At 73.7% G+C, this 22202-nt stretch carries 13 protein-coding genes; 8 read left to right on the top strand and 5 right to left on the bottom strand.

Features of this window, described 5'->3' with window-relative positions; translation table 11 throughout:
• The first annotated feature begins 87 nt into the window (after window positions 1–87).
• The 3 genes from IE108_RS14530 (at window position 88) to IE108_RS14520 (ending at window position 3394) form a co-directional block, all read left to right on the top strand.
• On the top strand, window positions 88–1161 hold the full coding sequence (locus IE108_RS14530; RefSeq protein WP_079163727.1) for an effector-associated domain 2-containing protein: 1074 nt from the start codon (window positions 88–90) through the stop codon (window positions 1159–1161).
• A 143-nt stretch (window positions 1162–1304) separates the two neighbouring features.
• Window positions 1305–1493, top strand: a complete 189-nt coding sequence (locus IE108_RS14525) for an FxSxx-COOH-like cyclophane-containing RiPP peptide (protein ID WP_064730710.1) — start codon at window positions 1305–1307, stop codon at window positions 1491–1493.
• A 38-nt stretch (window positions 1494–1531) separates the two neighbouring features.
• The gene (locus IE108_RS14520) at window positions 1532–3394 is read left to right on the top strand and encodes an HEXXH motif domain-containing protein (RefSeq protein WP_064730711.1); all 1863 of its coding nucleotides are present in this window, start codon (window positions 1532–1534) and stop codon (window positions 3392–3394) included.
• A gap of 84 nt (window positions 3395–3478) precedes the next feature.
• Here the strand turns inward: IE108_RS14520 and fxsT are convergent, their stop codons facing one another.
• The 3 genes from fxsT to IE108_RS14505 all read right to left on the bottom strand — a co-directional run bounded on the left by fxsT (window position 3479) and on the right by IE108_RS14505 (window position 9466).
• A complete protein-coding gene (fxsT, locus tag IE108_RS14515; RefSeq protein WP_159394640.1) occupies window positions 3479–7384 on the bottom strand; it encodes an FxSxx-COOH system tetratricopeptide repeat protein in 3906 nt (1301 codons plus the stop codon).
• 186 nt (window positions 7385–7570) lie between these two features.
• Entirely contained in the window at window positions 7571–9001 is a 1431-nt protein-coding gene (locus tag IE108_RS14510) for a VMAP-C domain-containing protein (RefSeq protein ID WP_189397661.1), read from the bottom strand.
• A 156-nt stretch (window positions 9002–9157) separates the two neighbouring features.
• Entirely contained in the window at window positions 9158–9466 is a 309-nt protein-coding gene (locus IE108_RS14505) for a trypco2 family protein (RefSeq protein ID WP_064730713.1), read from the bottom strand.
• Between the two features lie 390 nt (window positions 9467–9856).
• Between IE108_RS14505 and fusA the strand changes: the two genes are divergently transcribed.
• Window positions 9857–11902 (top strand): elongation factor G, encoded by a 2046-nt coding sequence (fusA, locus tag IE108_RS14500; RefSeq protein ID WP_064730714.1) that lies wholly within the window; start codon window positions 9857–9859, stop codon window positions 11900–11902.
• 53 nt (window positions 11903–11955) lie between these two features.
• On the opposite strand, the gene IE108_RS14495 is transcribed toward fusA, so the two are convergent.
• On the bottom strand, window positions 11956–13785 hold the full coding sequence (locus IE108_RS14495; RefSeq protein WP_064730715.1) for a pectate lyase-like domain-containing protein: 1830 nt from the start codon (window positions 13783–13785) through the stop codon (window positions 11956–11958).
• 263 nt (window positions 13786–14048) lie between these two features.
• Here IE108_RS14495 and IE108_RS14490 point away from each other — a divergent pair, with 263 nt between their 5' ends.
• The 4 genes from IE108_RS14490 to IE108_RS14475 all read left to right on the top strand — a co-directional run bounded on the left by IE108_RS14490 (window position 14049) and on the right by IE108_RS14475 (window position 20609).
• Window positions 14049–15125: a DUF1996 domain-containing protein gene (locus tag IE108_RS14490; protein WP_064730716.1), complete on the top strand. Its 1077-nt coding sequence runs from the start codon at window positions 14049–14051 to the stop codon at window positions 15123–15125.
• Between the two features lie 90 nt (window positions 15126–15215).
• Entirely contained in the window at window positions 15216–16985 is a 1770-nt protein-coding gene (locus IE108_RS14485) for a discoidin domain-containing protein (protein ID WP_064730717.1), read from the top strand.
• A 43-nt stretch (window positions 16986–17028) separates the two neighbouring features.
• Window positions 17029–19515, top strand: coding sequence for a glycoside hydrolase family 3 C-terminal domain-containing protein (locus IE108_RS14480; RefSeq protein WP_064730718.1), 2487 nt, complete (start codon window positions 17029–17031; stop codon window positions 19513–19515).
• Window positions 19516–19568: 53 nt separating this feature from the next.
• Entirely contained in the window at window positions 19569–20609 is a 1041-nt protein-coding gene (locus tag IE108_RS14475; protein ID WP_064730720.1) for a LacI family DNA-binding transcriptional regulator, read from the top strand.
• 129 nt (window positions 20610–20738) lie between these two features.
• Here IE108_RS14475 and IE108_RS14470 read toward each other — a convergent pair whose 3' ends face one another.
• Window positions 20739–22049 carry an ROK family protein gene (locus IE108_RS14470; RefSeq protein WP_064730721.1) on the bottom strand — a complete coding sequence of 437 codons (1311 nt, stop codon included), beginning with the start codon at window positions 22047–22049 and terminating at the stop codon, window positions 20739–20741.
• Between the last annotated feature and the right edge of the window lie 153 nt (window positions 22050–22202).

Genomic DNA, 22202 nt, shown 5'->3' with positions numbered 1-22202 from the left:
AGGGGTGCAATTCTCGGACATCTTCCGCTTCTTTGAGGCGCGCTCCCCCTGGGTAGAGCCCCACTCGTGAGAGTGGGGCGAGGGGGAATGGACGGGCTCGAAATGGACCGCGTCGCCGAGGTCATCGTCGGCGGTGCGGGCGGAGCCCCGGGGCGCAGGGGATCCGGTTACCGCGTCACCGAACGCCATGTGCTCACCGCGGCCCACCTGGTCGAGCCCCCGCCCCCCACGCTGAAGGTCCGCTTCGATGCCGACCGCCCCGCCGAATGGTCCACCGGAGCCCGGGTCGTCCTCAGCTCCGGCCCCGCAGACCTGGCCCTGCTGGAACTCACCGGCGGCCTCCCGGAGGCCGGCTCCGCCCTCCGACCGCCCCGTTACGCCGTCCTGCCCGACGAGGCCGTCACCCTCACGGTGACAGCCGTGGGGTTCCCCCGGTTCAAACTCCGGGAGTACCGGGGAGCGGACGCCGGCGGGCCGCCCGTCCGGTACCGGGACTCCTGCCACGTCGACGGCACGGTGTCGGTGCTCTCCAACCGCCGGGCCGGGACCCTGGAGGTCGCCGTACCGCCCCCGGCCGAGGACGTCGAACCCGACCGGTCCCCCTGGGAGGGGATGTCCGGCGCACCCCTCTGGGCCGGTGGCGCGGTCATCGGTCTGATCACCACCCACCACCGGTCCGACGGTCTCGCCCGTCTGGCCGCGGTGCGGGTGGCGCGCTGGTACGACCTGCTGACCGCGGCGGAAGCGGACGCCCTCCGGACCCGGGCCGGCCTCCCCGGCCGCCCCGAAGCATTGGCCGGGCCCGGAACCGGGGAGGGGGACGGCGCTCCGTCCGGTGCTCCGCCGTCCCTCGCCGCGCTGCCGCACACCCTCACGCTCGGCGAACTCCGCCACCTCGTGGACGCGTTGACCGCACTGCCCACCCTGCGCCGGGCGAACGGGCTCGACGCCGTCCTGGCGGGAATCGATCCCCGGGTGGCCGCCCACCGGCCGCGCGACGACCGGCTGCGGTTCGAGGTCTACGGCGTCATACGCACCTGCCTGCGCTTCCCGGGCACTCTTGACAGGTTCCTGGCAGAGCTGCGGACCTGGGAGGAGGGCTCGGCGGAACTGCTCGCCGTCGACCGCGCGATGGCCGAACTGGCCCTGCGCCACAGCTGACTTGATGGCGCAGCTGGCCGGTACACAGGTTTCGGGCCGCCTCCCCCTGGGTCATGATGAAGGAGGAATGACGGCGCGTAGAGGAACGACGGCGCGCAGAAGACGAACCGCAGGAGACCAAAGGGGGAGGGGACTTGGCAGCCGTGGAGCGGGCGACGCCGGCCTTTGAGTCCGGACTCATCGACCTCTCGGGGGTATCACTCGAGGCGTTGCGTTCTCTTGACGGCCCAGTGGTGTCCGCGTCTCTCGAACGGTTGCTGGCCGACGTCGACGACCCCCACGCGATCACGGTCGCAGGTGTCAACCAGACGCACACGGGGCTGGGAAACTAGGACCTCGGTCGTGTGCGGGGGGAGTGCCAGTGAGTGCCATGCACGGCGCCGCCGGGCGCCCCGTCTTCCACGGCATCTCGGAGACCGGCCTGCGCCGTCTCGTCCGGGGCGGCGGTGACGGTGCCGTCGTCGAGGAGCTGCTGAGCGCCGAGCGCAGCCGCCGGCTCCTGCTGCTGCGAGCCCTGCTGGACTGCACCGCCGACCGCGGTCACGGCCATGACGGGGAACGGCCGTTGTCCGTCCGGGACGCCTGGGACCTGCTCGAACGCGCGCAGGTCCGGGCTCCGGAGGCGGTGGACGGCGTCCTGATGGCACCGGGGACCGGCACCTGGCTGTCGTCGGCGCTGCGGCTGCTGCGCGGGGCTCCCCGGGGCGATGCCGCCGTCCGGCGCGTACTCGGGCACCTGTCCGCGCTGGCCGCCGCCGGCGCCGCCGGTGCCCGCATCCGCTTCTCCCTGTGGGTTCCGGCGACCGGGGGAATCGTTTCCCTCCCGGGGCTGGGATCTGCGGTCCTGGCCGGCGCGGAGGAGCGGGGGGCGGTGCGGGTCACGGGGGACGGGGAACGCCTGCGGATCGGCGGACCGGACGGGGACGTGGTGGTGGGCCCCGCATGGGAGCGCCGTACGCCGTATTGGCGGCCCACCCGGCGGCTGACCCTGGGGCGAGGCGACGCGGCGGCCTCGCTGGCACTCGAAGAACACGATCCCTTCCGCACGTTCGGCGGGCCCACCGCGCCCTTCACGCTCTCCGAGCAGGAGGCCGCGGCCTGGCAGCGCGTGGTCGACGACGCCTGGGAGCTGCTGGACGGCGAACCGGAGCAGACGGAGGCGATGCGCCGGGGACTGAGGTCGATCACTCCCGTGCCCAGAGGTGAAAGGTTTCGGCCATACAGCAGCTCCTCGGCGGAGGCGTTCGGAGCGATCAACGCGTCCCTGCCCGACGAGGGCCCGGAGCTGGCCGCCACCCTGGTGCACGAGTTCCAGCACATCAAACTGGGCGCACTCATGCACCTGGGGCCGCTGGTCACACCGGCCGACAAGACGGGTGAGCAGCCGGAGTTGTTCCACGCGCCGTGGCGCGACGACCCGCGCCCCCTGGAAGGGCTGCTCCAGGGGATATACGCCTTCTTCGGCGTGACCCGCTTCTGGCGCGCCCACCGGCACTCCGCCGAGGCGCCCCACGGACCGCTGGCCCACTTCGAGTTCGCCCTGTGGCGGGACGCCGTGTGGTCGGCCCTCGACAGTGCCCGGGGGCACGAGCGCCTGACAGCCCTGGGGAGCCGGCTCCTGGAGTCACTGGCCCAGATCTGTGCGGGCTGGCTCACCGAACCCGTGCCCGCCGAGGAACTGCGGCTCGCGCGCGAGGCCACCGCGGGCCACCGGGCCCGGTGGCGCGAACACCACCTGCGGCCCTCCGCCGAGGCGGTGTACGAGGCCGTCCGGGCCTGGCGGCGCGGGGAGCGCTGCCCGCCGGCGGTACGGACCGCGCCGTCGGTCCTGCGCACGGACCCCGACGCCTGCTTCCTGGACACGGCCGCGGTACTGGCCCGGCATCGGCTGACGGATCCGCGAGGCCCCTGGCGGGAGACCGCGACAGCGGCCGTACGAGGGGCAGGTCCGGTGGACGTCCTGCTGGCGGGCGACGCCCGCGGGCCGGCGCGGCGCATCCTCACGGACCAACTGCGGGGGGACGAACCACCGGTGGGGTCCTGGGCGGCACTGGGGCGGGCCACGGCCGGCGACCCGGAACACGGGAGCGCCTCGGCGTTCCTGCTCGGATCGCCCCACTGGGCCCGGTCGGTGCGGGACACCCTGCTCGCCGAGCACGGAGAGCGGCCCGAGCCGGTCGCCCTCGCCGCGTGGCTGGGCGGCGCCGGACCGGCGCCCGTGCCCGCGGGCTGAACGCCGCGAGGCCGCGCACCCGGTGGCGGGTGCGCGGCCTCGCGGATTCCGTTCCGCCCGGTCAAGCGGTCGGGGACCGCCCTGTCACAGCGGCATGGGGTCGATGTCGCAGTTGGCCCGCAAGCCGTTCATGGCCGCCACGGTCGCCGGGTGGGGCGTGGCCTCCTCCTGGCCCTCGGGCTGGGCGCCGAGGACCCGCCCCATGCGCTCCAGCGTGTCGGCCCGCATCGTCTCGCCCTCGTCCCCCTGGCCGGCGGCCACCAGGTCGAGGGAGAGGTTCGCCGCGCAGGCGAGCGTCGTCGGGTGGTCGGGCCCGAAGGCCCGCCTGCACCGCTCCAGCGTGTCCCGCCCGGCTTCGACCGCGGCGTCGCGTTCTCCGAGCGCGGCCAGGTCACTGGCCAGGTTCACGGCGGCCACCAGCGTGAACGGGTGGTCGGCGCCGAGGGTCTCGGACAGCCCGGCGAGAGCCTCGTCGTCCAGGCGCCGGGCCTCGGCGAGCCGGCCGAGGAGCCGCTCGGACACGGCGAGGCCGACGTCCGCGGCCAGCGTGTAGGGGTGCTGCGGGTGGAAGACCTTGCGGTAGCCCGCGCAGGCCTGGGCACCGCGCGCCCGTGCCGCCTCCAGGTCGCCGTTCTGGCGCAGCGCGATGGCGAGGGGCAGCGCCGTGGCCAGGGACTGCGGGTGGGTGTCGCCGTAGCGCCGGGTGAACGCCTCGTGGGCCTTGATGGCCAGCTCCAGCGCGCGGGGGTGGTTGCCGGCCTTGCGGCACGCGATGCCCAGTTCGCGCTCGGTGCTGATGGTGGCCGGATTGTCGTTGCCGAAGACGTCGCGGAACGCCTCCAGCGCCGCCTCCTGGAGCCGCAGCGCACCGATGTAGTCACCCGACTCGCGGACGTCGATCGCGATCGAGTTCTCCGTGATCAGGCTCCGCTGGTCGTCGCGGCCGAACAGCCGCAGCTTCAGGTGCCAGGTCTTGCGGTCGAGTTGCAGTGCCTCGTGGAACTCACCCGACAGCCGCAGACTCACGCCCAGGTTGTGCGCCATGTTCAGGCTCGCGGGGTCGTCGTCGCCGAACGCCCGGTGCGCCCGGTCGTGGACCAGCCGGTCCAGCTCGGCGCCCTCCAGGAAACGGCCCTGGGCGCGCCGCACGGCGGCCTCCATCTGGGCCGCGTCCAGGGACTCCTCGCTGTCGGGCGACGAGACGCGTTCGTGGACGCTCCGGATGTGCTCCACCAGGGTGGAGGCGTCGGTGTACCGGCCGACCATCAGGTAGACGAAGACCAGCCAGCGCCCCATCAGGAGCGTCTGCACGTCCTCCTCCCCGAAGCGGTTCACCCAGGCGTTCCAGGCCGTCTCGGAGAAGTCCAGCGAGACCTCGTGGTCACCCCAGTAGTAGAGGTACTTGGCGATGTTCATCACCAGCTGGCGCATCCAGGGCTGGTCGGAGGTGACGGCACCGGAGGCGATCACATGGGTGTAGAGCTCCGCATACCGGGGCCAGCTCTCCGGGTCGGTCGGCGTCCTCGGATCCGCGGCCGCCATCAGGGCGTGGGCGCCTTCGCGCATGCGGTTCTGCTCCTCTGGGCTCATACGGTTGATCAGTACGTGCTGGACCAACCGGTGCATCTCGATGCTGTTCGTTCGGTGGTCGATTCGGGCGAGCGAGTAGCGGTTGATCTCCCGTATCGCGCGAGCGAGCTTCATCGGGTCGTTCAGAGCCGCGTCCAGCTCGGGGAAGATGGTGTTGTACCCCGGGCCGGACAGGATTTGCCGTGAGATGGGGTCGGGGGCGAAGTAGGAGCACAGCTGGAGCAGGCGCAGCGCGGCGGGGCTGCGGGTCTCCAGGTGGTCGAGCGAGACGTTCCACGCGGCCGCGACGGGCAGTTGGTAGTCGGGCGGCGGCGCCGTCTCGAGGAGTTCGTTGCGCTTGCTCTCGAAGAGCCGCAGGTACTCGGATGCGGGCATGCCGGTCTCGGCCCGCCAGGCCGCCGCCTGGACCAGGGCCAGCGGCAGGTCTCCCAGCGCGTCCGCCAGCGCCTCGGCCTCCTGGTCGGCGAGTTCCGGCCCGGAGCCGCGGAGCAGTTCCTTGCTCTCCTCACGGGTGAACACGTCGACCTCGAGGGAACCGCCCACCAGCCCCCAGCGGCGGTTGCGGGAGGTGACGAGGATCGTGCCGGTGCCCCCGGTCGGGAAGTAGGGGCGCACCTGTTCGGGGCTGTCCGCGTTGTCGAAGATCAGCAGCCACCGGGAGTACGGCCGGCCCTCGCGCAGCGCCTCCCGGACGGCCGGCCCGGCGATGTTCGCCTCGGACGTCGTCACGAGCCCCAGGCGCTTGGCCAGCTCCACCAGGGACTGGCCGATCTGGCCCGGCCGCTCCGACGGGATCCACCACACGATGTCGTACTCTGACTGGTGCCGGTAGGCGTACTCGATCGCCAGCTGGGTCTTGCCGACACCCCCCATGCCGTGGATCGCCTCGGGCAGCACCGTGGTCGTGCCCTCCCGCAGCCGCTGGCCCAGCAGGTCGAGCAGCTCGCTGCGCCCGGTGAAGTTCTGGTTGCGCGGCGGCAGGTTCCCCCAGACGCGTGGCTGGACGGCGCGCTCTCCCTCCAAGGTGCGCTGGGGTGTGGTGGACATCGGGGTGGCTCCTTCGCTAGCTGCGGCAGCGGCGGTTGTCAGGGGGGCTTCGGCGGGCGGGACCTTGGCGAGCGGCACTGCATACCGCTGATCGTGCCATTTCAGGGCGTGGCGTAACAATTTGGCGCGCTGAATGTGTGACCCGGACAAAGCGTCCAGCGCCTTCAGTTCGATACGCAGGAACGGGGCGTTCCTGCGGGTCACGTTCGGCGGGGCCGGCTTGTACGACGCCTCGTCGGGCGGCGGGAGCAGGGACGCCGTGGCGGGTTCGGACGCCAGTACGTCGCGTACGTCGTGCAGGGTGCGGATGGTCGCGCTGCGCCGTCCCTGGGCGAGCAGTTGCTCGCGGACGTCGGGCAGGAACTCGTAGACCACCGCCCCGGCGGAGTCGTCGTGCACGCCGGTGGGCCGCACCAGGCCGCTCATGAAGAACTCCGCCGCGTGCACCGGTTCCGCCCCGTGCGTCGAACGGATCACCCGGCGGACGACCGGCAGGGTGAGCGGCGCGGCGGCCAGGCGGGTGCCCAGGCGGAAGGCGACGGGGGATGCCGCTGCACGGAAATCGAACACCCGGTCGGCGGCGGACGGTGGGCCCTTCACCGAGGGGAATTCGGCCTCCCAGGGGAAGACCCGCGCCGCGTCCGGCCGCCCCTTCCAGGTGTGCGCCCACGTCACGGGCAGGTCCAGCGGCTGCGACGGGGCCCCGGCGAGGACGTCGGACAGGGCACGGGCCCCGTGGTGGGTCAGCGACAGGACGGGAACGGCGAGACGGACATCATCCTCGTCGTCGCCGCCGTCACCGTCGGCTTCGTCCGCGGGCGCCGTGTCCCGGGGAGCCGCGGGCAGCTCCCGTTCGTGCCATTCCCAGTCGGCGTTGGCCGCCCAGGGGCGGGGCGTGGCGACCTGGGCGTGCAGCACGTCGAGGCCGGTGCGGAACCAGAGGTGCGGCGGCAGCGGATCCACCAGGGCCACGGGCCAGGCCGCCGCCCAGCCCAGCAGCAGGGGCTGGACGGCACCGAGGTGCCAGCCCGCCCCCAGGGCGTCCGTGACCACCAGCACGACCCGTCGCGTGCCCCCGCCGGGCGCGCCCAGCGGATGCTCCGTGCGGACCCGGGCGGGCAGCGCCTCGTCCGTGCCGAGCAGGGGTACGACGCGCACCGAGGTGAAGCTCTCGGCCAGCGCCGCGGACAGGGCGCCGACCACCTGGTCCCAGACCCGCATCGTCACGTGCGAGTCGACCACGAGCACGGCTTCTCTTGGTGCCGCGTCTTCCTCGGGAAGCCAGTCGCGCCACAGAAGGGCCACGTCGGCCTCCGGCCGCGACCGTTCACGCCGGTCACTGTCACTGGCCATGATCACGCCCACGGTCTCGCAGTCGAAGGGGTGTCGGAGGCGGGGCGCCTCCCGGTCTGTCCCGGCTCCGCGTCCCGCGGGCCGGTCCCCGTGCGGGCCGGGCTCCCGGCGGGTGACCGTACTTCTCGGCCGACACAGCTGACATGACGGGTGCCCTCCCTCCGGATCCGGTCCGCGGTCCATCTCTCATCCGGCACGCTCGGAACCGCCGCCCGGTGCCGACGGGCCGGGCAGTCGCTCCGGATCGTCCAGCAGCAGGGCCAGATGGCGGCCCACGTGCCCGTCCCACTCCTCCGGTCCCAGGGCCAGGGCGCGGTCGCGCCAGCGCCGGGTGCGCTCCAGGACGCCGGCCAGGCCGCGCTCCTGGAGGATGTCCGCGGCCGCCTCCCGGAAGGCCGTGCCCGAGCCGGCCCGGTCCCAGATGATGGCCGGGATGCCGGACCGCAGCGCCGCCACGAACTCCTGGCGGGCGACGGGCGACTCGGTGCCCGGCGGTTCGCTGAGGACCAGGCAGACGATCTGCTGGTCGTCCTTCAACTCCCGTTCGAGATGGAAGGCGGACTGGTCCGCCGGGCTCCAGTGCGACCGGCTCTCGGCGGGTCTGTCCTTGAGCTGGCGCCAGCGGTTGTTCCAGGGCCGGTGCCAGGCGGCCTTGCGCAGGCGTTCGAAACTGCGCACCACCACGGTGTAGTCCATCACCAGCGGTGTGGGCACGGGGGCGTCGGCCTCCTTGTGCCACCACTCCACGGGCTCGGCCAGCAGTTCCCAGGGCAGGATGAACTCGACGACGACGGGCTGGCGCAGGTCGGACCAGCGCTCCTCGGCCTCCTCGACCAGGCGGTCCGCGGCGCCGGGGAGATCGTCCCGGTGCAGCTTCACCGTCTCGCCGGGGATGGGGTGCCAGCCGTCGGAATCGGACTGACGCCAGTGCGACACCCAGTAGTTGTCGGGGTCCACGCCGTCGGGTTCGAACTGGATCAGCAGATACGCGGGGTGGAGCGAGGGTTCGCCGGGCGGGGCGAAGTCGCCCTGCTGCCAGTCGGCCATCTCCTCCGCCAGCCCCCGGAGCTGGGCCTGCCGTCGGTTCCAGCGGCGTAAGTGCTCCGCCTCCTCGGTGCGCCCCTCCTTCACCAGGTGCTCGGCGGCCAGCGACAGGAACGCCATGGACGGCGGCAGTTCGTCCACCGCCGTGTTGTCGCCCGCCAGGCGCAGGAAGACCTCCCAGCCGGTGTCGCACCACTCCTGGAGCTCCTGGGTGCGGGAGTGGCTGGCCCGGCGGGCGAGGGCGGTCAGGAGGGAGACGGAACGCAGCTCGCGGAGCAGGGGGCGCAGCGGGCGCAGGTCCGCGTCCTTGAAGAACGAGGTGGCCTCCCACTCGTCCACCAGCCGCCACAGCGACAGCAGCCCCACCGACCCCTGCTCGGCGTACCCCAGACACCGGGCGAGGGTCTGCAGGCCTTCGTCGATCTCCGCGCACTTCTTGACCAGCTGCCGCGACCACAGGGCGAGCGGCTGCTCCTGGTGCGGTTCCACGGACAGCCGCAGCTCCGAGGAGAGGTCCTGGACCAGCATCTCGGTGCCGGCCCGCCGGCGCACGGTGTCCGTCGCGACGAGCACACCCGCCATCTCGGCCAGAAGTTCGTTTCGAACGCGTGCGGCGCTGCGCCCCTCCACCTGACCTCCCCCGGCCGTCATCGAGTTCGTCCGCGTCCGGTCCGGACAGCGTACGACTAGCCTTCCCACTGCGTCAGCGGCGCGAACAAGGCGGAATCCTCAACGCTCCCCGCGCGCCTCGTCGTCGGAGACCAGCACGTGGCGGCGGGTTCCGTCCGGCGCCACCAGCGTGGGCTGCAGCGTGAGCGTGACGCGATGCGTGCGGGAGGAGGACACCGACGCGTCGGCGTTCGCCTCGACCACCCAGAAGTTCACCTTGCCCCCGGCGCCGCCCGTCCGGTCGATGGCGACGGTCGCCTCGATCTCCACGGGGCCCAGTTCGAAGCGGACCGGGCCGGGGCCCGCCGAGGTCAGTGCGGTGTTGAGCTGATCCCTCAACTCCCGCACCATGTCGGCCAGTTCAATCATGGACCCTCCCGCGACGACCGTGCGGGGCGATCTTACCGACCGGTGCGGGTGCTCTGCGCCACTCTCACGGAGAAAGCTCCGTTGGGATGAACGGGTACACGGAAAATCCAGTGCGTCACCGTCCCGCCTCTTCCTAGACTCACCCCGACATCGAGACCGAGCGAGGGGAGCAGGGCCGTGCGCATCCGCACCGCTGCCGTCGTTCCCCCGTCCCGGTACGAGGTGATCCTGGTGTCCTCGGCCGTCCGGTGCCCGCCGCGCGGCCGGTACCGGATGCCCGTGACGGGCCGCTGACGTCACGCCGCGTACGCCCTCCGGGGCCGCGGCCCCCCTCCGCCCGTCCCGGGAATCGCGCCGCCCTGCTCGCAGACCAGCGAAAGGCCACCGGCCGTGCGCACCCGTACCAGCAACCTCGACCTCATCCGCAACCTCGGCATCCTCGCCCACGTCGACGCCGGCAAGACGACCGTCACCGAGCGGATCCTCTACGCCACCGGTACCACCCACAAGCGCGGTGAGGTGCACGACGGAACGACCGTGACCGACTTCGATCCGCAGGAGCGCGACCGCGGGATCACCATCTTCGCCGCGGCCGTCAGCTGCGGCTGGGACGGGCACCGGATCAACCTGATCGACACCCCGGGGCACGTCGACTTCGCCGACGAGGTCGAGCGGGCGCTGCGGGTGCTGGACGGCGCGGTGGCCGTGTTCGACGCGGTCGCCGGAGTGGAGCCGCAGAGCGAGTCGGTGTGGCGGCAGGCCGACCGGCACGGCGTGCCCAGGATCGCGTTCGTCAACAAGATGGACCGGGCCGGCGCCGATCTCGACGCGGCCGTCGACTCGATCCGCGGGCGCCTGCACCCCGTACCCCTGGTGGTGCAGTTGCCCATCGGCTCCGAGGACGGCTTCACCGGCGTCGTCGACCTGGTCCGCATGCGCGCCCTCGTGTGGTCCGAGGGCGCGGAGGCGGCCGAGGAGGGCCCGGTGCCCGACGCCCTGCGCGAGGAGGCGGCCCGCAGGCGGCGGCTCCTGGAGGAGGCGGTGGCCGAACGGCACCCCGCCGCGCTGGAGGAGTTCTGCGACCGGGAGACGCTCACCGCGGACACCCTGGTCAGCGCCCTGCGCGACCTGACGCGCGGCGGCGACGGCGTGGTGGTGCTGTGCGGCTCGGCCTACCGCAACCGCGGTGTCGAACCGCTGCTCGACGCCGTCGTGGCCTACCTGCCGTCACCGCTGGACGTGCCGCCGGTGCGCGGCACCCGCGACGGCGCGCGGGACGAACGGCCCGCGGACCCGCGGGCGCCGATGACGGCACTGGCGTTCAAGGTGAACGCCACCCCGACGGGACGGCTGACGTACCTGAGGGTGTACTCGGGCACCCTGGAGAAGGGAGACACCGTGTGGGACGCGGGCACCCGCCGCACCGAGCGCGTCGCCCGCATCCTGCGGGTCCGGGCGGACCGGCACGACCCGCTGGAGCGGGCCGTCGCGGGGGACATCGTCGCCGTGGTCGGGCTGAAGGCCGCCCGCGCCGGGTCGACGCTGTGCGCACCGGGCGACCCGCTGGTCCTCGAACCCCCCGGCGTGGCCGAACCCGTCGTCCACGTCGCCGTGGAGGCCCGGCGCGCCGCGGACACCGGCCGGCTGGCCGCCGCGCTCGCCCGGCTGACCGAGGAGGACCCCTCGCTGGCCGTGCGGACCGACGCGGAGACCGGGCAGACCGTCCTCTCGGGCATGGGCGAACTCCACCTGGAGGTCGCCGTCGAGCGGGTCAGGACCGAGCACGGCCTCGCGGTCGCGGTCGGCCGCCCCGGCGTCGCCTACCGCGAGACGGTGGGCGCGGGAGTGGCCGGGTTCGTCCACCGGCATGTCAAACAGGACGGCGGCGCGGGGCAGTTCGCGCACGTCGTGCTCGACGTCGAGCCCTGGGAGGAGGGCGGATTCGTGTTCCGTTCGACGGTGACCGGCGGCGCGCTGCCGCAGGACTATGTGCGGGCGGTCGAGGCCGGCTGCCGCGACGCCCTGGCCGAGGGGCCGCTCGGCGGACACCCGGTGACCGGGCTGCGGGTCACGCTCACCGACGGCCGGACCCATGTGAAGGACTCGTCCGACACGGCCTTCCGCACCGCCGGCCGCGCCGGTCTCCGCGACGCCCTGCGCGCCTCGCGCATGGTCCTGCTCGAACCGGTCGTGGAGGTCGCGGTCACCGTGCCCGACGACGCGGTGGGCGCCGTGCTCGGCGACCTCGCCGCGCGCCGGGGCCGGGTCACCGGGTCCGACCCGAGGGGCGGCACGACGGTGGTCACGGCCACCGTGCCGCTGGCCGAACTGTTCGGCTACGCGACCCGGTTGCGCGGCCGCACCCGGGGCCGCGGCACCTTCACCGCCCGGCCCACCGGATACGCGCCCGCGCCCGCGCCGGCCCCCGCTCGGTAACGGCGCCGGGCCGCCCCGCCCAACCCGGGCGGGGCGGCCTCCGGCAGCGGTGCTCAGGGGTACTGCGTCACCGTCGACGGCACGGTCGACGTCCCGGACGTCGGCGAACCCGTGTCGTTGATGACGCACTCGTACTGCCCGTTGCCGCCCAGCGACACCACGAGCAGCCCGTGGAAGCGCACCCCGGACCGGTTCGGCGCGGCGAAGCCGTGGTGCTGCACGATGGACGGGTTCACGTTGTAGTAGCAGTAGCTGCCCAGGCCCCAGCCCTCGTGCTCGGTGACCTGGTCGCCGACCTTGTAGGCGGCGTAGCCCTTGACCGAGCCGTTCTGGACGGCGGCCTGGTCGGGGGCGTCGTACGCCTTCTCGTTCTGGAAGAAGATCGTGCGGCCCCGCTGGCCGTTCCACTGCACGTCGTACTTGTTGAAGTGCTCCACGAACAGCCCGGTGGCCAGCACGTCGTCACCGTTGACGACCACGCCGTAGTCCGCCCGGTTGGTCTCCCAGCCGACGCCCTCGCCGTGGTCGGCCCGCCACACCCAGGTGTGGTCGACGATCGTGTGCCGGCTGTTGATCACCATGCTGGTGGTGGCCTTGCCGGGGCCCGCGCCGCCGATCCGGATGAACACGTCCTGCACGGTGGTCGGGTTGGCGGAGTGGTCCGCGGACGCGCCGGCCGGCCCGACCTCCAGCAGCGTCGAGGAGTTGACCGGCCCCGCGTCGATGAGGAACCCGGCGAGCCGGACCCCGTCCACGTCGGCCACCTTCATCGCGGTGACGCCGTTGTCGGGGATGAGCGTGGCGTAGCCGAGGCCCAGCACGACCGTGCCCGCGCGCTTCACCTCGACCGTGCCGTCCAGGTGGTAGATCCCCGGCGTCAGCAGCAGGTGCAGGCCCTCCTCCAGCGCCTGGTTCAGGGTGGCCGCCGAGACGCCGGGCTTGGCGACGTAGAACTGCGCCAGCGGCAGCGAGGTGCCGCGCGGGGTGCCGTTGCCCCAGGACACGCCGCGGGCGTTGGTGCGCTTCTCCGGCAGGAAGACGCGGTACGCGTCGCCGTCGAGGTACAGGAACGGCTTCTCCCGGGAGACGGGCGTCGTCTCCAGCGTCGTGTACGGCGGGTCGGGGAAGCTCTGCGCGGGCGCGCCCTCCACGCCGGAGAACACCATGTTCCACACCGCGTTGAGCCAGCCGCCGACCGAGCTGTCCCGGGTGTACCACTGCTGCTGGGAGTACGGTCCGACGCTGCCGTCGATCCGGCTGTCGGCGATGTAGCCGCCGCTCGCCCAGCCGTAGCCGTCGGGGGCGAGGTTGAGCCCGCCGCGCACGTGCATGCGCCGGAAGGGCGCCGCCTGCGACACCGCCCAGCGGTTGGTGCCGTTGACCGGGACGAGGGCGAGGTTCTCCGCCGAACGCCAGAAGTTCTGCGTGGCGTTGCCGTTGAACCAGCCGGCGTCGACCGTGACGTCGCCGTTGATCGTGGTGTCGTCGGGGGAGAGGCCGAGGCCCGCGATGGAGGTGTAGAAGCCGATCTGGGCGTTGAGCCCGTTGTACGTGCCCGGCTTGAACAACAGCGCGTAGCGGCCGGTGCCGAACTGCGCGGACTCCTGCTGCCGGAAGATCTCGTCCAGCCTGCCCTGGATGTTCGCCGTGGACGGGTCGAAGACGATGACGTTCGGCCCGAGGTCGCCGCCGCCGGGCAGGGCGCGGGGGCTGTCGCCGGGGGCGGCCCCGCCCGTGCCGGTGGCGGCGGCCGCGGGCACGGCACCGGCCAGCCCGGCGATCACCGGGGCCGCGGCAGCCGCCGTCAGGACGCTGCGCCGTCGTACTCCGGACGGCTCGGACGTGGAGGAAGGCGTGGGGGAGGGCGTGGGGGAAGAGGGCATGGGGGCGGCTCTCCTTGTTCGGAAAATGAACGAAGTGGGGGTGGGGGAGCGCTCTCTGGGTGTGCATGTTTCATCCGCCCGCACGGCGCGTCAAGAGTTGTGACCGTTTCTTGTGTGCTGTGTTCAACAAGTAGGAGCAGCAGGCTTGTTGGCCGCACCTGGCCTTCCTGTCGAATCCCTTGACACCTCCCGTCGCGCCCCTCAACACTCCGCCGTGGGAGAGCGCTCTCCGAGATTTTCCCCGACACTCCCAGGAGGTCTCCATGCCACGGAGATCAAGAGTCCTGTCCGGCACCCTCGTCGCAAGCGCGCTGCTGCTGACGTCGATCGGCGTCGGCACCCTCGCTGTGAACGCCGGTGCCGCGACCCCGCCCGCACAGTCCGCGCACTCCGGGCACACCATGGCCGCCTCGACCGCCTTCTCGCCCGAGGACCCGGACGGCGACGGCTACATCCCCGCCAACCCGCCGGTCACCGGCGTCACCCCGTCCACGAAGGAGCCGCCGCACCGCTACTTCCACGAGTTCCAGGCCAACTGCGCGGTCAGCCACACGGCGCCCGACGACCCGATCGTCTATCCGCAGCAGCCCGGCAAGTCCCACGACCACACGTTCATGGGCAACACCACGACCAACGCGAACAGTACGACCGCCTCGCTGGACGCCGGCTCCACCACGTGCCTCGCGCCCGGTGACCGGTCGGGCTACTGGATGCCCACCATGTACGACGGCGACCGGCCGGTGCTGCCCGTCGGCCCGCAGGTCATCTACTACAAGGCCGGCGTCACCGACTACACCAGCGTCCGGCCCTTCCCGAAGGGCCTGCGCTACGTCGTCGGCAGTCCCATGCAGAGCGCGCAGGAGTTCCGCAACCACCGGGGCTTCGTCGAGGGCTGGGAGTGCGGCGACAGCTTCTTCAACGTCGACTTCCCGGCCAACTGCCCCGACCGCGAGGACGTGCAGGTCAACATCCGCTTCCAGGCGCCCAGTTGCTGGGACGGCAGGAATCTGGACACGCCCGACCACAAGAGCCACATGGCGTATCCGGTGGTCAACCCCGGCACCAACAACAACATCTGTCCGGCCACACACCCGGTCGCCCTGCCGATGATCGAGTTCAAGATGGCCTTCCCGGTCAACGGTGACCTGTCCCGGGTCCGCCTCGCCAGTGGCGCGAGCTACTCGTTCCACTACGACTTCTTCAACGCCTGGGACGACGCCACCCTCAAGGCCCTCGTCGACCACTGCGTCGTCGGCGGCCTCCAGTGCAACGCGCGCGGCTACGACGAGACGCACCCCGAGGCGGGCGCGGCACTCGACGCCAACTACGAACTCCCCTGACCCCGGCCCCCCACCGAGACCGGCGGCCCGGCCGTCCACTGCCCCGCGGGCGGCCGGGCCGCCCCACCCGCAGACCGGAGACACACCACCATGAGCCGACCCCGCACCCCCACCCCGGGCCCCGCCCCGGCCCGCAGACTCACCGTCCCGCTGACCGCCGCGCTGCTCACCGCCTGCGCCCTGACCGCCGTGCCGGCCCAGCAGGCGCACGCCGCCGGCAGCGTCGTGAAGGTCACCGGCGGCCAGGGCAACTGGCAGCTGACCGTGGACGGCAGCCCCTACCAGGTCAAGGGCCTCACCTGGGGCCCCTCACCCAACGACGCCGACCGGTACATGCCCGACCTCAAGTCCATGGGCGTCAACACCATCCGCACCTGGGGCACCGACGCGAGCAGCAAGCCCCTCCTCGACTCCGCCGCCGCGCACGGCGTCAAGGTCATCGCCGGCTTCTGGCTCCAGCCCGGCGGCGGACCCGGCAGCGGCGGCTGCGTGAACTACCTGACGGACACCGCGTACAAGGACCAGATGCTGGCCGAGTTCCCGCGCTGGGTCCAGGAGTACAAGGACCACCCGGGCGTCCTGATGTGGAACGTCGGCAACGAGTCGGTGCTCGGACTCCAGAACTGCTACAGCGGCGACGAGCTGGAGCGCCAGCGCGACGCCTACACCACCTTCGTCAACGACGTGACGAAGAAGATCCACGCCGTCGACCCGAACCACCCGGTGACCTCCACCGACGCCTGGGTCGGCGCCTGGCCGTACTACAAGAAGAACGCCCCCGACCTCGACCTGTACGCCGTCAACTCCTACGACGCGGTCTGCGGTGTCCGGGCCGCCTGGGAGCAGGGCGGCTACACCAAGCCCTACATCGTCACCGAGGGCGGTCCGGCCGGCGAGTGGGAGGTGCCGGACGACGCCAACGGCGTACCGAGGGAACCCACCGACCAGGCCAAGGCGCAGGGCTACACCGACGCCTGGAACTGCGTCACCGGGCACCGGGGCGTCGCCCTCGGCGCGACCCTGTTCCACTACGGCACCGAGTACGACTTCGGCGGCATCTGGTTCAACCTGCTGCCCGCCGGCCAGAAGCGGCTGTCGTACTACGCGGTCAAGCGGGCCTACGGCGGCGACACCGCCGGCGACAACACACCGCCCGTCGTCTCCGCCTTCGGCGTCGAGGGCGACGCGGGCAAGGTGCAGGCGGGCAAGGACCTCGTCCTGACCACCCGCGCCACCGACCCCGACGGCGACCCGATCGCGTACGAGGTGCTGGCCAACAGCAACTACATCGACCAGGGCAAGCAGCTCACCACGCTCCCCGCGACCGACCTCGGCGGCGGGCGCCTGAAGGTCACCGCCCCCGACCGGCCCGGCGTCTGGAAGCTGTACGTCAAGGCCACCGACGGCCGGGGCAACGTCGGCGTGGAGACGCTCTCGGCGCGCGTCGTGCCGCCCGCCGTGGACGGCACCAACGTCGCCCTCGGCAAGCCGGCCACCGCGTCCTCCTTCCAGCCGAGCTACGGCGACTGCCCCTGCACCGCCGCCAACGCCGTGGACGGGAACCCGAACACCCGCTGGGCCAGCGACTGGAGTGACCCCCAGTGGGTCCAGGTGGACCTCGGGACGCGCACCACGTTCCGGCACGTCCAGCTGTACTGGGAGGCCTCCTACGCCAGGGCCTACACCGTCCAGACCTCCGACGACGGACAGAACTGGCAGACCGTGCGCACCGTGACCGACGGCAACGGCGGCGTCGACACCCTCGACGTGTCCGGCACCGGCCGCTACGTGCGCGTCAACGGCACGGCCCGCGGCACCGGTTACGGCTACTCGCTCTACGAGTTCGGCGTCTACAGCTGACGCCGGACGGACACGCACGGCACGACTGGGAGGGGAGACCCGGGTGGGGACGAGCGACGAAGAGATCGACCGGCTGCTCGGCAAGCTGACACCGCGCGCCCGCGCGCTGCTGCTCGACGGCGCCACGACCTGGCGCACCCGGGCGGAACCGGCGCTCGGACTGCGGGAGCTGGTGATGTCCGACGGCCCGGCGGGCGTACGGGGCGAGGCCTGGGACGAGCGGATCACCTCCGTCCTGCTGCCCTCGGCCTCGGCGCTCGCCGCCACCTGGGACGAGGACCTGGTCGAGAGCCTCGGCGGCCTGCTCGCCGCCGAGGCCCGGCGCAAGGGCGTGGACGTCCTCCTCGCCCCGACCCTCAACCTGCACCGCAGCCCCCTCGGCGGCCGGCACTTCGAGTGCTTCTCGGAGGACCCGGAGCTGACCGGCCGCGTCGGCGCCGCACTGGTGCGCGGCGTCCAGGCGCACGGCGTGGCCGCCACCGCCAAGCACTACGTGGCCAACGACTCCGAGACCGACCGGCTCACCGTCGACGTACGGGTGGACGAACGGGCGCTGCGGGAGGTCTACCTCGCGCCCTTCGAGGCGGCGGTGGACGCCGGGGTGCGCCTCGTCATGGCCGGGTACAACGCGGTCGACGGCACGACCATGACCGCGAACGCCCTGCTCTCCGACCCGCTGAAGGGCGAGTGGGGGTTCGACGGCGTGGTCGTCTCCGACTGGGGCGCGGTCCGCTCCACCGAGGACACCGCCCGCTCCGGACTCGACCTCGCCATGCCCGGCCCCGACAGCCCCTGGGGTGAGGCGCTGGCCCGCGCGGTGGCCGACGGCGCCGTGCCCGAGGACACCGTGGACGACAAGGTACGGCGGCTGCTGCGGCTCGCGGCCTGGCTGGGCGCGCTGGGGGAGGGGGAGCCGACGGCGTCCGGCGCCGCCCGCGCCGGCACCGAGGCCCCGCCCGCTCCCCGTCCGGCCGTCGCGCCGCGGGAGCGGGCCCTGGCCCGCCGGGCCGTCGCCGCCGGGAGCGTGCTGCTCGCCAACCGGGGTGTCCTGCCGCTGGACCCCGGCCACCTGCGCACCGTCGCCGTGATCGGCGCGCACGCCGCCCGGACCCGTACGCAGGGCGGGGGCAGCGCCGGGGTCTTCCCGCCGCACGAGGTCTCCGTACTCGACGGCGTCCGCGCCGCGCTGCGGGGCCGCGCCCGGGTCGTCCACGTCCCCGGTCCGCGCCCCGACGGGCCCGCGCCCCCGCTGGGCCACGACGCGTGCACCGACCCCCGCTCCGGGCTGCCCGGCGTGCTGCTGCGGATGCTGGACGCCGACGGCCGCGAACTGTACGCCGAACGACGGCGCGGGGGACGCCTGCTGGAGCCCCGGCTGGTACCGGGGGCGCACACCGTCGAGATCAGCGCGCGCCTGCGCCCCCGGACGGCGGGCCGCTGGACGCTGGGCGTCGCCGGTTTCGGCCGGATGAGCCTCGCCCTGGACGGGCGGCCGCTGCTGGCCGGGGACTTCCCGCCGCCGACCGACGACCCGGCGGTGGTGCACGTCAACCCGCCCGCCCAGTACGCCGGCGCCGACCTGGCCGTCGGCCAGGACGCCCTGCTCGTGGCCCGCCGCGAGCTGGCCCCCGGCACCGGCCGGGCCACGGTCGTCAGCGCGGCGCCGCCCGCCCCCGACGCAGCCGCCTCGCCGGCCGAGGCCGCGCGCGCCGCCGCCGGGGCGGACGCGGCGATCGTCGTCGTGGGCACCACCGAGCACGGCGAGTGCGAGGGCTACGACCGCACGACCCTCTCGCTCGGGGCCACGCAGAACGCCCTGGTGCGCGCGGTCGCCGCCGCCAACCCGCGCACGGTGGCGGTCGTCAACAGCGGCGGCCCGGTGGAACTGCCCTGGCGCGACGCTGTGGGCGCGGTGCTGCTCGCCTGGTTCCCCGGTCAGGAGGGCGGCGACGGACTGGCCGACGTCCTCTTCGGGCGCGCGGAGCCCGGCGGCCGGCTGCCCACCACGTGGCCGGCCGCCCTCGCCGACGCCCCGGTCACCCGCACCCTCCCGGCGGACGGCCGGCTCCCCTACGACGAGGGCCTCCACGTCGGTCACCGCGGCTGGCTGCGCCACACGCGCGTGCCCGCCTACTGGTTCGGGCACGGACTGGGCTACACCACCTGGGCCCACGAGGAGCTGACCGTGCCGCCGCGGGCGGGCGCGGGGGAGGACGTGACGGTCCGGGTCCGGGTGCGCAACACGGGCGCGCGGCCCGGCCGGGAGGTCGTGCAGGTCTACCTCGCCCGGCCCGGGTCGGCGGTCGAACGCCCGGTGCGCTGGTTCGCCGGGTACGCGGCCGTCCGCGCGCGGCCGGGGGAGAGCGTGACGGCGACGGTGCGCGTCCCGGCGCGGGCGCTGCGCCACTGGTGCGTGCGGGAGCGCGCCTGGCGTACGGAGACGGGCCGCTGGCGGGTGCTCGCGGGCCCCTCGGCGGGCGAGGTGCCCCTGGTCGCGGACCTGGAGGTGGTGGGCCCCCGCACCGGCTGAGGCGGCGGAGAGCGCTCTACCACCCGCCCGACCCCGCCGGTTAGGGTGCGGGCATGAGCAGACAGGCCCCGACCCTGGAGGACGTCGCCCGGGAGGCCGGCGTGTCCCGGGCGACCGTCTCCCGGGTGGTCAACGGCGTCCGCAACGTGGACCCCGCCATCCAGGACCTGGTCCGCCGGGCCATCGAACGCACCGGGTACGCGCCCAACCAGGCCGCCCGGCAACTGGTCACCCGGCGCACCACCACCGTCGCCCTGGTCGTCTCCGGCGCGGGCGACGCCTCCGACACCGAGCAGAACGCCTTCGCCACCCGGGTGTTCGCCGACCCGTTCTTCGGCCGTGTCGTCGGCGGCGTCGTCGGCCACCTGCGGCCGCGGTCGATGCACCCGGTGCTGATGTTCGCCGAGACGCCCGAGGCGCGGCAGGAGGTCGTGGCGTACCTCAGGCAGGGCGGCGCGGACGGCGCGCTGATCGTGTCCACCCACCCCGACGACCCGCTGCCCGCGCTGCTCGCCGGTGCCGGGCTGCCCGCGGTGCTCTTCGCCCGGCCCGGGCGTCCGGTGCCGCTCAGCTACGTCGACCTCGCCCACCGCGACGGCGGGCGGCTGGCCGCCGAGCACCTGCTGGAGCGGGGCTGCCGCCGGATAGCCACCGTCACGGGGCCGCTGGCCGTCGCGGCGAGCCAGGAGCGGCTGGCCGGCTTCCGGGACACCCTCGCCCGGCACGGGCACCCGTACGTCCCCGTCGCCGAGGGCGGCTTCACGGTCGACAGCGGCATGGCGGCGGCGGCCTCGCTGCTCTCCGAACACCCCGACCTCGACGGCCTGTTCACCGCCAACGACCTGATGGCGCAGGGTGCCGTGCAGGTGCTGCGCGACCACGGACGCCGGGTGCCGGGCGACGTCGCGGTCATCGGCTTCGACGACTCCAGCGTGGCCGTCACCTGCCGGCCCCGGCTGACCACGGTGCGGCAGCCGGTCGAGGAGATGGCGGCCACCATGGCCCGTCTCCTCGACGAACACATCAAGGGTGAGCGCAAGGACCCCACGTCGGTCGTCTTCGACCCGGAACTGGTGGTACGGGACTCGGCGTAGGCCCCGCGGACACAACGCGGGCCTCCGCCGCGCCGACGGCTCCCGTACGCCGCGCCGCCCGCGCCGCCCGCGCCGCCCCGCCCGCGCCGCCCCGCCCGTGTCCGTGCCCCTGCGCCCCGCCCGGTCACGTCACCCGCCACCCCGCTGTCCCGCCAGCCGCCCGCCGAGCGCCGTCCGCCAGGCGGGTGCCGGGCCGGGGGAGGCCACCGGCGGGCGGCGGCCGCCGCGGGCGAAGAAGGCCGCGAGGGGCAGGGTCGCCGCGCCCACCGTGACCGCGTCGGGGCCCAGGCGGCCGAGGGCGATGCCCACCCGTCCCGCGGGGTGCCGCAGCGCGTGGGCCAGGGCGTGCGCCCGGACGGACTCCAGGAACGGCGCGCCCAGTTGCAGGCCGGCCCAGCCGCCCACCACCACCCGCTCCGGCTGGAAGAGGTTGATCAGGTCGGAGAGGCCGGCGCCCAGGTACTCGGCGGTCTCGGCCAGCACCCCGGCGGCCACCGGGTCGGGCGTGCCCCCGTCGCCGGGCCGGGCCGCGGACAGCAGGGCGGTGAGCGCGGCCTCCTCGTCGGCGCCGGGCGGCGGCTGCCCGCCCGACTCACGCCACCGCGCGACCAGCGCCTCCGCGCCCGCGTACGCCTCCAGGCACCCCCGCGCCCCGCACCGGCACCGGCGCCCCCGCACCCGTACCGTCAGGTGCCCCCACTCCACCGCGCGCCCGTGCTCCACGTCGTCCGTGACGACACAGGCGCCGACCCCCGAACCGAACAGCACGACCACGGCGTTGTGCGCCCCGCGACCGCCGCCGAACCACATCTCGGCCTGCCCCAGCGTCTTGGCGCCGTTGTCGATGAACAGCGGCACGTGCGCGGGCAGCCGACCCGCGTCCCGCAACAGCGCCTCCAGCGGCACCGCGTCCCATCCGATGGTCTGGCCGTGCACGAGGGTGCCGTCGGCGGTGTGCTCCACGATGCCGGGGACCCCGACGCCGACGCCGAGCAGCTCACCGGAGCCCGCGCCGGGGGCCTCCAGGACCTCCGCGACGCCGTCCAGGATGTGCCCGGCGACGACCCGCACGTCGTAGGAGCGCGAGCCGTGTCCGGGCAACGCCCGCTCCGCCCGCGCGAGTTCCGACATCGCGAGGTCGAACAGCTCGACGCGCACCCGGGTCTCGCCGACGTCGACCCCGATCAGGCGTCCCCGGTCCGCCGCGACGCGCACGAGGGTGCGGGGCCGGCCGCCGTCCGCCCCGAGGCTGCCCGCCTCCTCCACGAGCCCGTCCGCGATGAGTTCGGCGACGACGGTGCTCACGGAACCCGAACTCAGCCCGGCCGCCGAGCCCAGCGCGAGCCGGCTCATCGGCCCGTCGAAATACAACCGTTGCAGAACGGCGGTGCGGCTCTCGCGCCGCAGGTCACGGACCGTTCGCCCGCCGTGTCCGGCCATCCGGCACCTCCTTTCCAGGACTCCGCCCGCCGTCCGACCGCGCGCGACACCTTGACGAGTCTTTCTCTCGGGGTTTAACTCACGTCCTAAATTAAGCCATGAGGGGCTTCGGGAGGGATACCGGGGCCGCCCTCGGACTTCCCGACCGACTCC

The sequence above is a fragment of the Streptomyces parvulus genome (assembly GCF_014648855.1).
Taxonomy (GTDB): Bacteria; Actinomycetota; Actinomycetes; order Streptomycetales; family Streptomycetaceae; genus Streptomyces; species Streptomyces parvulus.
The sequence above is the reverse complement of the archived record's forward strand: the minus strand, read 5'-3'. Positions and strand labels throughout refer to the sequence as shown.